This window comes from Microbacterium sp. bgisy207 (genome assembly GCF_057706855.1).
In genome coordinates this window covers 92,464-104,889 of sequence record NZ_JBYIPB010000008.1, presented here as the reverse complement: position 1 = coordinate 104,889, position 12,426 = coordinate 92,464, and the positions used below count along the sequence as shown (strand labels likewise).

At 68.2% G+C, this 12,426-nt stretch carries 11 protein-coding genes; 3 read left to right on the top strand and 8 right to left on the bottom strand.

What is annotated here, in order from left to right:
- Positions 1 to 10 precede the first annotated feature (10 nt).
- Positions 11 to 364, bottom strand: a complete 354-nt coding sequence (locus AC3ENO_RS09605; RefSeq protein ID WP_434970406.1) for a sterol carrier family protein — start codon at positions 362 to 364, stop codon at positions 11 to 13.
- Between the two features lie 34 nt (positions 365 to 398).
- Between AC3ENO_RS09605 and purD the strand changes: the two genes are divergently transcribed.
- Positions 399 to 1,664: a phosphoribosylamine--glycine ligase gene (gene purD, locus AC3ENO_RS09600; RefSeq protein ID WP_434970405.1), complete on the top strand. Its 1,266-nt coding sequence runs from the start codon at positions 399 to 401 to the stop codon at positions 1,662 to 1,664.
- Here purD and AC3ENO_RS09595 read toward each other — a convergent pair.
- Complete coding sequence (locus AC3ENO_RS09595) at positions 1,657 to 3,156, bottom strand: DHA2 family efflux MFS transporter permease subunit (RefSeq protein WP_434970404.1); 1,500 nt, start codon at positions 3,154 to 3,156, stop codon at positions 1,657 to 1,659. The genes purD and AC3ENO_RS09595 overlap by 8 nt on opposite strands.
- Positions 3,153 to 3,776: a PadR family transcriptional regulator gene (locus AC3ENO_RS09590; RefSeq protein ID WP_434970403.1), complete on the bottom strand. Its 624-nt coding sequence runs from the start codon at positions 3,774 to 3,776 to the stop codon at positions 3,153 to 3,155. Before AC3ENO_RS09590 ends, AC3ENO_RS09595 begins: the two co-directional genes overlap by 4 nt.
- Before the next feature lie 187 nt (positions 3,777 to 3,963).
- On the opposite strand from AC3ENO_RS09590, the gene AC3ENO_RS09585 reads away from it, so the two are divergent.
- A complete protein-coding gene (locus AC3ENO_RS09585) occupies positions 3,964 to 5,247 on the top strand; it encodes an ATP-binding protein (RefSeq protein WP_434970402.1) in 1,284 nt (427 codons plus the stop codon).
- Between the two features lie 49 nt (positions 5,248 to 5,296).
- Entirely contained in the window at positions 5,297 to 6,193 is an 897-nt protein-coding gene (locus AC3ENO_RS09580; RefSeq protein ID WP_434970401.1) for a phosphoribosylaminoimidazolesuccinocarboxamide synthase, read from the top strand.
- A 48-nt stretch (positions 6,194 to 6,241) separates the two neighbouring features.
- On the opposite strand, the gene AC3ENO_RS09575 is transcribed toward AC3ENO_RS09580, so the two are convergent.
- The 5 genes from AC3ENO_RS09575 to AC3ENO_RS09555 form a co-directional block, all read right to left on the bottom strand.
- On the bottom strand, positions 6,242 to 7,315 hold the full coding sequence (locus AC3ENO_RS09575; protein WP_434970400.1) for a LacI family DNA-binding transcriptional regulator: 1,074 nt from the start codon (positions 7,313 to 7,315) through the stop codon (positions 6,242 to 6,244).
- Positions 7,316 to 7,361: 46 nt separating this feature from the next.
- On the bottom strand, positions 7,362 to 8,867 hold the full coding sequence (locus AC3ENO_RS09570) for a GH1 family beta-glucosidase (RefSeq protein WP_434970399.1): 1,506 nt from the start codon (positions 8,865 to 8,867) through the stop codon (positions 7,362 to 7,364).
- 1 nt (position 8,868) lies between these two features.
- On the bottom strand, positions 8,869 to 9,777 hold the full coding sequence (locus AC3ENO_RS09565) for a carbohydrate ABC transporter permease (protein WP_434970398.1): 909 nt from the start codon (positions 9,775 to 9,777) through the stop codon (positions 8,869 to 8,871).
- A complete protein-coding gene (locus AC3ENO_RS09560) occupies positions 9,774 to 10,856 on the bottom strand; it encodes a carbohydrate ABC transporter permease (RefSeq protein WP_434970397.1) in 1,083 nt (360 codons plus the stop codon). The genes AC3ENO_RS09565 and AC3ENO_RS09560 overlap by 4 nt, the downstream gene beginning before the upstream one ends.
- A gap of 69 nt (positions 10,857 to 10,925) precedes the next feature.
- Positions 10,926 to 12,206: an ABC transporter substrate-binding protein gene (locus AC3ENO_RS09555; protein ID WP_434970396.1), complete on the bottom strand. Its 1,281-nt coding sequence runs from the start codon at positions 12,204 to 12,206 to the stop codon at positions 10,926 to 10,928.
- Between the last annotated feature and the right edge of the window lie 220 nt (positions 12,207 to 12,426).

Here is a 12,426-nt window from a genome sequence, read left to right as displayed (position 1 = left end):
GATGCTTCGCTCACGGCCTCAGCGGCAGCAGGTGCGAGAAGTCGGCGCGAACGCCAGAGGCCCGCAGGGAACCTCCGGTCTCGGCATCCGTCCACCCGATCCTGCCCGTCGCGAGATCGATCCACGTCGCCGCGTCCATCTCGACGACGTTCGGCGGAGTGCCCCGCGTGTGACGAGGACCCTCGATGATCTGCGTCGCACCGAACGGCGGCACCCGCACCTCCACCGTGGCCCCCGGAGCTTTCTCGGCGAGCAACTGGAGCAGGTATCGCACCGCGGTCGCCGTCTCCGGGCGGCCCGCGGTGCCGTCGGTGACCGCACCGAGTGCGGCGCGTCCGGCTTCGGTCGTGATCTTGGGGGGCACGCTCCCACGCTACGCCGCTCGGTAGGCTGACCGGGTGCGAATCCTCGTCCTCGGCTCCGGTGCCCGTGAACACGCGATCATCACGTCGCTGCGCAGCGAAGCGGTGGCGCACGATATCTTCGCCGCTCCCGGCAATGCCGGCATCGCCCGGGATGCCACCCTGGTCGCGATCGATCCCAACGACCCCGTCGCTGTCGCCTCGTTCGCGCAGGACGCGTCCATCGGTCTGGTCGTGATCGGGCCCGAGGCGCCGCTGATCGCCGGCGTCGCCGACGCGCTGCGTGAGCGCGGCATCCCGACCTTCGGCCCGGGCAAGGCGGCAGCGCAGCTCGAGGGGTCCAAGGCGTTCGCGAAACGCATCATGGAGTCCGCCGGCGTCCCCACCGGCCGCGCGACGCATGCTGCCACGCGTGACGAGGTCGCGGCGGCGCTCGACGAGTTCGGCGCACCGCACGTCGTGAAGGCCGACGGCCTTGCCGCGGGCAAGGGTGTCATCGTCACCGACGACCGGGAGGCCGCGCTGGCCCATGCGGCAGAGTACCTCGGCGCCGGTGGCGTGCTGGTCGAGGAGTTCCTCTCGGGCCCCGAGGTGTCGCTCTTCTTTCTCAGCGACGGCGACACGGTCCGCGCACTCAGCCCCGCGCAGGATTTCAAGCGCCTCCGTGACGGCGACGAAGGCCCCAACACGGGGGGCATGGGCGCGTACTCCCCGCTCCCCTGGCTCGACGACGGGTGGGGCGGCGAATCCGCGTTCGTCGCGCAGGTGACCCGGGAGGTCGCGGAACCCGTCATCCGGCAGCTGGATGCGGAGGGCACCCCCTTCATCGGCCTGCTCTACGCGGGACTGATCCTCACCGACCGCGGTGTGCGAGTCATCGAGTTCAACGCACGGTTCGGTGATCCCGAGACGCAGGTCGTTCTGCCCCGGCTCGTGGAGCCGCTGTCGGGACTGCTCCTGGCAGCGGCATCCGGCACCCTCGAGGACATCGCCCAGCCCACGTTCCGCGACACAGCGGCAGTGACGGTGGTGCTCGCGAGCGAGGGATACCCCGCGGCGCCCCAGGTAGGTCGACCGATCACGGGAACGGATGCCGCGGCATCCGTCGACGGCGTGCATCTGGCGCATGCGGCGACCGCGGAGGGGCCGGAGGGCCTTGTCGCGACCGGCGGGCGGGTGCTCAATGTCGTGGCGACCGGAGACGACTTCGCCCAGGCCCGCGCGCGTGCCTACGACGCGCTGTCAGAGATCTCGCTTGAGGGCGGGCAGTTCCGCACCGACATCGCGGCGCGCGTCAGCTAGTGCGCTCCCGCGGCGTGCGGTGAATGAACAGCGACGCCGCGACCGCGATCAGGATGACGGCGGCCGGCAGCATGAGCGTCTGCGCCATGGCCGTCGAGAAGCCCTCAGCCACCGGGGCGGGCAGCACACCGCCCCCGAAGCTCTCGGTGCTGTCGGCGGCACCCGGGAGGTTGGCCTCGAGCCGTGACTGCATGAACGCGGCGATCGCCGCCGAGCCGATCACCGAGCCGACGGTGCGCGTGGTGTTGTAGATGCCCGCGCCGGCGCCGGCCTCGCGTGGCGGCAGGTTGTGGGTCGCCGCCGTCGCCAGCGGTCCCCACATTCCCGCGTTACCGATTCCCATGAGGGCGGACGGGAGCAGGAACATCCAGATCGGGGTATCGACGTTCAGCAGCGCGGCATACCACCAGAGCGACACTGACACCGACAGGATGCCGGGAACAAGCAACCAGCGGGCGTCAGTGCGGTCCAGCCATCGTCCGGCAAGCGGGGCGAGCACTCCCGAGAGCACCGCCATGGGGATCAGCAGCAGCGCGGATTCGGTCGGCGTGAGCCCGCGCGCCAGCTGCAGGAAGAACATCAGCGGAAGCGCCATGGTCGTGACAGCGAACCCGACGGCGGCGATGGCGAGGTTCGCGAGGGAGAAGTTGCGGTCGCGAAAGAGAGGGAGCGGCACAAGGGGCTCGCTGCGGGTGCGCGACTGCGTCCAGAGGAAGATCCCGAGCAGGATGACGCCGACGATGATGAGTCCCCACACCGAGATCGGGCCCCAGATCACCCCCCAGTCGTATGCCTCTCCTTCTTGCAGTCCGAAGACGATGCAGAACAGCGCTGCCGCGCTGAGGATGACGCCCACGATGTCGAACCGGTGGCGGTGTGTCTCGAGCCGGGGCACCAGAACCGCGGCCAGCACGAACGCGATGACGCCGACGGGGACGTTGATGAAGAAGATCCACTCCCAGCCCAGTGCGTCGACGAGCAGGCCTCCCGCGAGCGGGCCGACGAGCGTTGCGACTCCTGCCGTCGCACCCCACAGACCCATCGCGGCGCCGCGGCGGTGGGGCGGGAATGTGCGGGTGATCACCGCCATCGTCTGTGGGGTCATGAGGGCGGCCCCGAGCCCCTGAACAGCACGCCACGCGATGAGTGCGTCAAGTGTCGGCGAGAGCCCGCACGCGAGGGAGGCGCCGGTGAAGATGACCAGTCCGATGAGGTAGATGGTCTTGGGTCCGAACCGGTCGCCGAGGCGGCCGGTGATCAGCAGCGGTACGGCGTAGGCCAGCAGGTAGGACGAGGTGACCCACACCACGTTGTCGAGGTTGGCCGTGTCGGGGTCGAGCGCCGCTTTGATGGCGGGGTTGGCGACAGCGACGATCGTCGTGTCGACGAGGATCATGAAGAACCCGATGACGAGCGCGAACAGGGCGGGCCATGGGTTGCGAGCCGGCGAGGTAGAGGCAGGTGGCGCCGCGGGGCGGGTGATCTCGGTCATGAGCGTGCTGCTTCTCTCTGTGCGCGATACGCGGATTCGGGGGGTTTCGGGCCGCCGCCCCAGGCGTAGCCCGGGTCGGCGAGTCGGTCGATCGTCTGATGGAGCCACCGCGTCTCGGCGGCAAGCAGCGCTTCCTGTCGCTCGACCTCGATCAGGTACTGCTCGGGAACACCCTCGGCGCGTGCTGCCGCGAGCCCGGTCCGGTGCTGGGCGTGATCAGCGTCGAGCTGGGCGGCGCGCTGCCGAAGGAGTGCGATCACCTCGTCACGCTCGAGGTTGTGCGCCTCGGCCAGGGCGACGCGAAACTCGATCGGGTGATCGACGCGCGGGAGTTCGGCCCGCAGCCACGTCTGAACCGCGTCGGCACCCGCGGGAAGGAGAGTGTACGTGGTGCGCTCGGGGCGATTGCCGTCACGGTCGTTGCCGACCTCATCGATCAGACCCGCCCGCTGGAGGCGCGCGATCGTGTGGTAGAACGTGCCGTTGGTGATGGTCACCATCCGATCGTCGCGGCGGTGACGCAGCAGGCGGATCATCTCGTACGGATGCATGTCGTCCTCGCGCAGCAACGCCAGCGCCATGATCGCGATGGGGGTGAGGGCGGGTTTCGCGGCGTTCACAGGTCGTCCGTCTCGGGAGTAGTCCAGGCAGGTTAGTCCACATGGACTATATGCCCGTGAATCCTCGGCGGCAACCGGCAGATGCCTCCGATCATCACCGCGGTAGACAGCCAGCGCGGTCACCCGCGAAGATCGGCTCAGGACCGCTCGGCGACGGGCGGTCCCCTGACTCGCTGGGGAGGTCACGATGGTCCGAATACGCCAGCACCCGCGTGTGCGAGAGGCTCACGCCGATGACATCGACGGCGTCGTGCAACTGTGGCAGTCGGTGGCCGGCTCTGGCGGCGCGGTCTATTCCCTGGCCGAGGTCATCGCGTCGTGCCGCGAAGACGTCGCCATCGTTGCCGTCGTGGGCGAGGAGGTGGTCGGCGCCGCTGTCGGTCGGGCAGCGCACGCGCAGGGCTGGCTCGTCTTCTTCGCTCTTGACGACGAGGTCGATCCGGGCGTGGCGGGCGAGCTCCTCGACGCGCTCGAGAGACGGATGGCCCCCCTCGGACTGGGAACGCTGTCGGCCCTCGTGTCCGAGGAGGGCGGCGGGGCTCACCACCTGGTGCAGAACGGCTTCCACGAGCAGCGTCACCTGCGCTATTTCGAGCGGCGGCTCCCGGTGCAGCGGCGGGAGCTGGATCTGCTGAAGGAGGTCGGCGGCCGCGTCCTTCCCCGGGACCTGTGGAATGCGGTTGCCGGGATGCGGCAAGAGAAGAACCTGCTCGAAGAGCGCCTCGTCGCCCCGCTCGCACAGCCCGAGTTGGCCGCCCGGTTCGGTGTCGTCGCACCGCGTGCGGTCATGCTGTTCGGTCCGCCGGGGACAGGGAAGACCACCTTTGCGCGCGCCGTTGCGTCCCGCCTCGACTGGCCATTCGTCGAGCTGTTCCCGTCGCGGCTGGGCGATGCTCCCGGCGGCATGGCCAGTGCCCTGCGCACCTCTTTCGAGAAGATCGGCGAGCTCGAGCACGCCGTCGTGTTCATCGACGAGGTCGAAGAGATCGCTTCCCGCCGCGGTGGCACGCCGCCGTCGCCGACACAGGGCGTGACCAACGAGCTGCTCAAGCTCATCGCCGAGTTCCGTGATCGCCCCGGCCGGCTGCTGGTGTGCGCGACCAACTTCGTGCGGGCGCTCGATGCCGCCTTCCTCCGGCACGGGCGGTTCGACTACGTGCTGCCGATCGGATTGCCCGATGCTGAGGCCCGCGAAGCGATCTGGACGCGCTACATCCCGTCCGACTCCCTCGGCGACCTCGATCTGCCGCTGCTCGTGCAGGCCAGTCAGGGCCTGACGCCGGCGGATATCGAGTACGCGGCACGGCGCGCATCGCAAGAGGCGCTGGGTCGCGCGATGCGCGAGGGTGACTCGGCGGCGGGGCTGCGGACCGAGGACTACCTCTCGGCGCTCGCATCCACCCGCGCGACAGTCTCGCCCGAGGCGGCGGCGGAGTTCGGCGAGGACATCGAATCACTCGCTCGCCTGTGACCGACCTCCCGGCACCGGGGTCCACGAGGGGACCTGCGAGAATGCTCGGGTGACAGATCACGGCGCTCCCGCTTCGCTGCCCGGATGGCATCCCGTCTATTCCGGCAAGGTGCGCGACCTGTACCTGCCCGACGATGACACCGACCAGCGCATGCTCCTGGTCGCCAGCGACCGGGTCAGCGCCTTCGACCACGTGCTCGAGCCCGGCATCCCCGGAAAGGGAGAGCTGCTGACCACCCTCAGCCTGTGGTGGTTCGCGCAGCTGGCCGGCGCCGACGGGGGCGCGCCGGTTCCCAACCATCTCGCCGGGGACCAGACCGACATTCCGGATGCTGTCCGCGGGCGCGCGATGATCGTTCACCGCCTGGAGATGCTGCCCGTGGAATGCGTCGTGCGCGGCTACCTCACCGGTTCGGGCTGGCTCGAGTACCAGGCGCACGGCACCGTGTGCGGCATCCCCCTGCCCGAGGGACTGAACGACGGCGACCGGCTCCCCGAGCCGCTGTTCACACCCGCCTACAAGGCACCGCTCGGGGAGCACGACGAGAACATCACCTTCGCCCAGACCGTCGAGCTCGTGGGCGCGGACCGCGCCGCTCAGCTGCGCGAACTGTCGCTGCAGACCTACCGTCGCGCTGCCGACACCGCCGCCGCGCGCGGACTGATCCTCGCCGACACGAAGTTCGAGTTCGGCATCCGGGATGGTGTCCTGACCGTGGCCGACGAGGTGCTCACGAGTGACTCATCCCGGTATTGGGACGCCGATGCCTGGCGTAACGGCGCGACGCCGGCGGAGCGCATGGCCAGCTTCGACAAGCAGATCGTGCGCGACTGGCTCGCCTCCGCGTGGGACAAGACCGGCACACCGCCCGAGCTGCCCGCCGAGATCGTGGCGCGGACCGCCGCGAAGTACCGCGAGCTCATCGACCGGCTCACCACCGACTGACGAGCCGTCGCCCCGCTCGGATACGCGCCGCGGCGTGGATGATGCGGCCTATGCGCTGTCTCGGACGATCAGTTCGGTCTCGAGGATCGTCGCGTGCGGCGGCGTCCCTCCCGCGAGGAGTTCGAGCAGCACCGCGACCATCCGTTCCCCCTGCTGGAACGAGGGCTGACGGATCGTCGTGAGGCGGGGGCTCACGGACTGCGCCACCGGGGAGTCGTCGAAGCCGATCACCGCGACATCGTCCGGCACCTTCAGGCCCGCCGCGGCGAGCACCGAGAACGCGCCCTGCGCCATCAAGTCGCTGGCGATGAACAGTGCCCGCGGCGGGGGGCCGGCATCCAGGATGCGGCGCATGGCGCTCGCTCCGCCGTCTGGCGTGAACCCGCCGTCGGCGTTCGCCCCCTCGGGCAGACCCGCGTCGGCAAGGGCGCGTCGATAGCCCACGAGGCGGTCCACACCACCGGGCATCGTCAGGGGACCGGTGATCGTCCCGATGTCGGTGTACCCGCGCTCGATCAGGTACCGGGTCGCGTCATATCCGGCCCGGACGTTGTCGACGTCGACGTAGTAGTCGGTCTCGCGCTCGCGCACGGGGCGGCCACCGTAGACAACGGGAACCGCGGCGGCGATGCGATCGATGAAGGTGTCGCTCGTGTGGTGAGAGGCGATCAACGCGCCGTCGACGCTCCCGCTGCGCAGGTACCGCGTCGTCTTGTCACCCGGATCATCGCTTGCGATGAAGAGGTTCAGCACGTAGTCGGAGGAGCGCAGGCCGGCGTTGATGCCCGAGACGATCGACGCGAAGAACGGGTCGCCGAAGAAGCGTGTCGTGTCCTCGGGCACGACCAGTGCAAGCGCACGGGTCTGCCGACTCGCGAGCGACCGGGCGGCGCGATTGGGAACGTAGTTCAGTTCCGCGATCGCGCGGTTGACGGCATCCAGCGCCGCGGGGCTCACCGCTGTTGAGCCATTGACGACGCGCGAGACCGTGGACCGGGACACCCCGGCCGCGGCCGCGACCTCCTCGATCGTCACCGCACCGCGTAGCGGGGTGCCGTGCAACGCGGTGCCGTGCAACGCGGTGCCGTGCACCTGCACTTCGCCCACGACGGCATCGCTCATCGTTCCACCGTCCACGTGGGTAACCTCCCTCGGCGGGGCGTCTCGCCTAGGGCGAATCGGGTAGGGCCCGCGCTGCAATGATCTCGCGATATCGAACGCCGCTGTCCTTGACGACGCGCTCCTGCGTGTCGTACTCGACTCGTACGATACCGAAACGCTTGGCGTATCCCCATGCCCACTCATAGTTGTCCATGAGCGACCAGTAGAAATAGCCGCGCACATCCACGCCGGCGTCGGCAGCGTCGAGGATCGCAGCCAGGTGCTCCTCCAGGAATGCGGTGCGCGCCTGATCATGCACGCGCGGCACACCGTCTTCGTCCACGCGGACGTCGTCGAAGGCCGCCCCGTTCTCGGTGACGTACAGAGTGACACCGGCGGGCTGCGCGTACTCGTCCCACACGCGACGGAGCAACGTCGTCAGCCCTGACGGCTGGATCTCCCAGTTCATGGCGGTGCGCGGCAGTCCCCGATCGTGCCAGAAGATGCCCTCGTGGGAGGGGAACGGCGACGCCGTCTCGCGATCGGTCGGGGCATCCCCGCCGCCCGGGTTGACCAGCGGCGGCGTCCCGCCGACCAACTCACCGTGGTAGTAGTTCACGCCGAGGCTGTCGATCGGCGCCGAGATCGTGGCGAGATCGGCATCCGTCACCGCACGTTCCCACTGCGCGACCGCGTCAGCGTCGACCGCGCGGATGTCCGCCACGATGTCTGCCGGGTACGCACCACGGAACAGCGGATCCAGGAACCAGCGGTTGAACTGACCGTCGATGCGGCGCGCCGCGTCGAGGTCGGCGGGCGCGTCCGAGACGGGATCGGCGACCGTCAGGTTCAGGGTGATCCCGAGGTTCAGCGACTCGTCCCGGGCGCGCAGTTCCCGGACCACCTGGCCGTGCCCCAGCAGCAGGTAGTGGGACGCGAGCATCCCCTCCGCGATGCTGAACCTTCCGGGCGCGTGGATGCCGGCGGTGTAGCTGAGGAACGACGAGCACCAGGGCTCGTTGAGCGTCGTCCACACCTTGACGCGGTCACCGAGCGCATCGTGCACGTCGAGGGCGTACTCGGTGAACAGGTCAGCTGTTTCGCGCACCGCCCAGCCGCCGCGTTCCTGCAGCGCCTGCGGCAGGTCCCAGTGGTAGAGCGTCAGCCACGGCAGGATGTCGGCGTCGAGCAGCTCATCGACGAGGCGCTTGTAGAAGTCGAGCCCGGCGGGGTTGATCGCACCACCGTCGGGGCGGATCCGCGACCACGACGTCGAGAAGCGGTAGGTCTGCAGACCGAGGTCGCGCATGAGCGCGACATCCTCGCGGTACCGGTGGTAGTGGTCGCAGGCGACATCCCCGTTGTCGGCGTTGATCACGGCCCCGGGCACACGGCTGAAGGCATCCCAGATCGAGTCGCGGCGGCCGTCTTCGTGGGCGGCGCCTTCGATCTGGTACGCCGCGGTCGCTGCCCCGAACAGGAAGTTCGTCGGGAACGGTCGCCCCACCCCCGACGCTGCGGTCTCGGGTGCGTGCGCCGCTGCCACGGTCTGGGTCGAGAAGTCGGTGGTCATTTCAGCCTTTCACTGCTCCTGCCATGATGCCGCTCACGAGCTGCTTGCCCGCGAAGATGAACAGGATCAGCAGGGGGATCGTGGCGAGGATCACCCCGGCGAGCACGATCGAATAGTCGACGAAGTAGTTGGATTGGAGGAGGGAGAGCGACACGGGAAGCGTCGGGTTCTGCCGGTCGAGCACGATGAACGGCCAGAAGAAGTTGTTCCACGCCGTGACGAACGTGAACAGCCCCAGCATCGCGGCGGCAGGGCGAGCCGCCGGCATCCCGATCGTCCAGAACGTGCGGAACGAGCTCGCGCCGTCCACCCGCGCGGCTTCGATCAGCTCATCGGGAACGGCCTGCTGCAGGTACTGGGTCATCCAGAACACCCCGAACGCCGTCACGAGAGCGGGAACGATGATGGCACCGATCTGGCCCGTCCAACCGAGGTCGGCGAACAGGATGTACAGCGGGACGACACCCAGCTGCGTGGGAACCGCCATGGTCGCGATCACGAAGACCAGCAGCCAGCGGCTCCCCGCGAAGCGCAGCTTCGCGAAGGCCCATCCGGCGAGTGTCGAGAAGAACACCACGGATGCCGCGATGACCACCGAGCTCCAGATGCTGTTCCACAGCGCCAACCAGAAGTTGACGGCGGGGTTGGAGACCACGGCAGCGGCGTTGGCGAAGAAGTTGCCGCCGGGGATCCACGACATGTTGGGGTCGCGGATCGTGCTCGAATCTCCCGAACCGATGAGGATCGACCAGTAGTAGGGGAAGAAGCACCCGAGCAGGAAGACACCCAGGATGGCGTAGGTGATCCACCCGGGACGCTGGCCACGGATGCCACGGCGACGGCGGGGCTTCCGCTCCTCGGGCGGGTACTCGTCGCGCGGGGCGACCGGGATCGGCTCGACGGCGGTCATCGCACGTCCTCCTTGGGTGTCGATGCTGCTGCGGAATCGGCAGCCAGCCGTTCGCGCGCCGCGCGGGCCTGTGCTCGCCTGTCACGGCGACTGAGTCCACCTCGGGTGCCTTCGGTGCGAACGACTCGCTGCGTGACGAGAAGGTTGATCACACCGATCACCAGGATGATGAGGAACAGAATCCAGGCAAGGGCGGCAGCGCGGCCGAAGTTCCATTCTCCCCAACCGATGTTGTAGAGCCAGAGGGTGATCGTGAGCCACTGCGAGTTCGCGCCACCCGTGCCGTACTGGTCGTACATGCGGGGCTCGTCGAAGATCTGCAGGCCACCGATGGTCGAGGTGATGATGACGAAGATCAAGGTCGGGCGCAGGCTCGGCACCGTGATCGAGAAGAACTGTCGGATCTTGCCGGCGCCGTCGACGGTCGCCGCCTCGTAGTAGTCCCGCGGAATGGCCTGCATCGCGGCGAGGAGGATGAGGGTGTTGTAACCGGTCCATCGGAAGTTCACCATCGTCGCGATCGCGATGTGGCTGGCGAAGGCATCCGAGTGCCACGGCACCGGGGGGATCCCGATCGAGGCGAGGAGGTTGTTCACCAGGCCGTACTGGTCGGCGAACATGTTGCTGAAGATGAGGGCAACGGCGACGGGCGCCATGACGTAGGGCACGAGCACACCCATGCGCCAGAAGGTCTTGGCACGGATGTTCTGATCGAGCATCGCCGCGATGAAGATCGCGATGATCAGCTGCGGCACGCTCGAGAGCAAGAAGATGCTGAACGTGTTGCGCAGCGCGATCCAGAACTTCGGGTTCGACAGAACCCATGTGTACTGCTCGAAGCCGATGAACTCGCCGGAGTTGCGGACCAGATCCCAGTCCATGAACGAGATCACGGCCGTGTAGGCGATCGGGAAGAGGCCGACCACGAAGAAGAGGATGAAGAACGGCGAGATGTAGAGGTAGGGCGAGAGCTTCAGGTCCCACCGGCTGAGCCGATGCCCGAAGCCGATGCGCCGGGGCGAGCGGCCGGGGGTCTGCGCCGGGGCATCGGATGCCGGGCGGGCAAGTGTGCTGGTCACGAGAGCTTCCTGAGATCGGGGGGGATGTGCTGCGGACCCGGCGGGGTCGCCGGGTCCGCAGCCGGGTTATCAGCCGATCAGATCGACTTCAGACACCCACTGGTCCCACGACTGCTGCGCGGTCTGCGTGCCGTCTTCGACACGGGTCAGCGCCTGCTGCATCGCGTCGTTGATCTGGAAGTAGTACTGGCCCTTGAACGGTGCGACGTCGACCGCGTTCGCGCGGTCGGTGAAGATCGCGCCGACGGGGGCGTTGTTGAAGTACTCGTTCGTCGAGTCCAGCAGAACCGGGTCAGCGAGAGCCTCGACCTGGCTCGGGAAGGTGCCGGCGTTCTCGAACGCCTTGATCTGCTGCTCAGGAGCGGTCAGCCAGTCGGCCAGCTGCTGAGCTGCGGCGACGTTCGCACCGCCCGCGGGAACGGTCAGGTACGAGCCGCCCCAGTTGCCACCGCCGCCGGGGAAGACGTTGGCGACGTTCCACGTGGTGACGTCAGGCGCGTTGCCCGAGATGACACCGAGCATCCAGCCGGGGCAGAGCATCGTGGCGTAGTCACCGTTGGCGAGGCCTGCGAACCAGTCGTCGCCCCACTGCTGGAGGTGAGCGGACTGCGTCGCGCTGGCGTCGAGAACAGCGTTGTAGATCTCCTGGACCTCAGGGTTGGTGGTCGCGATGATCTCGCCGGTCTCGGGGTCTTCGTACGCAGCCTCGACCTGGTTGATCATGCCCTGGTAGGTGGCCCCGGCGGAGTCGAACCAGGCCTTGCCGGTGGCGTCGACATACTGCTGGCCGACCGAGAAGTAGGTGTCCCAGTCTCCCGTGAGGAGCTCTGCGACGGCATCCGGGTCAGTGGGCATACCGGCGGCCTCGAGCAGGTCGGTGCGGTAGCACACGGCCTCGGGTCCGATGTCGGTGCCGTAGCCGATGAGATTGCCCTCGGGGTCGGTGGCCGCCTCGACCTTCCAGTCGAGCCAGCGGTCCGTCAGGTCGGCGGGAACCGGCGCGAGCAGGTCGGCGTACTCCATGACCTCGGGCAGCCAGTCGACCTCGATCGCCTCGATGTCGGCCAGGCCCGTGTTGCCGAGCTTCTGGAAGTAGTTCGCGCGCGCGTCGTTCGAGGTGGCAGCGATGTTGTGGACGATCGTGACGTTCGGGTTCTCGTCCATGTACTCCTGCAGGAGCTCATCGGTGTAGCCGAAGTCGTTGAAGCTCGAGATGGTGAGGGTGATCGGCTCGTCGGGGTTGACGGTTTCCGATCCCCCGCCGCTGCCCGAGCAGCCCGCGAGGACGAGCGCGGAGGCGCCGAAAGCGGCGGCGACGATCGCGCTGCGACGGAAGGCACGTGATGACACAGTCACTCCTTTGTGTGGTGGATGCCGGGACGGCACCCGATGGCGTGTGCCTGGGAACCGAGGGAGGGCGGAACCCTGGCCGTCGTGGGAACGCTCCCACGACTGCGGAACACGGTACGGGAGCGCTCCCATCGTCGTCAAGGGAGCGCTCCCACGAAATCAGATAACGGTTCGGTCACGACGGGTCGAGTCCGGTCTCGCGGGCGTCGATAGACTGTCG

Excerpts from the sequence above, each read along its gene's own strand:
- AC3ENO_RS09595 (WP_434970404.1), bottom strand. The coding sequence starts at position 3,156 with ATGACCGAGATCACCCGCCCCGCGGCGCCACCTGCCTCTACCTCGCCG.
- AC3ENO_RS09575 (WP_434970400.1), bottom strand. The coding sequence starts at position 7,315 with ATGAGCGATGCCGTCGTGGGCGAAGTGCAGGTGCACGGCACCGCGTTG.
- AC3ENO_RS09565 (WP_434970398.1), bottom strand. The coding sequence starts at position 9,777 with ATGACCGCCGTCGAGCCGATCCCGGTCGCCCCGCGCGACGAGTACCCG.
- AC3ENO_RS09570 (WP_434970399.1), bottom strand. The coding sequence starts at position 8,867 with ATGACCACCGACTTCTCGACCCAGACCGTGGCAGCGGCGCACGCACCC.
- AC3ENO_RS09585 (WP_434970402.1), top strand. The coding sequence starts at position 3,964 with ATGGTCCGAATACGCCAGCACCCGCGTGTGCGAGAGGCTCACGCCGAT.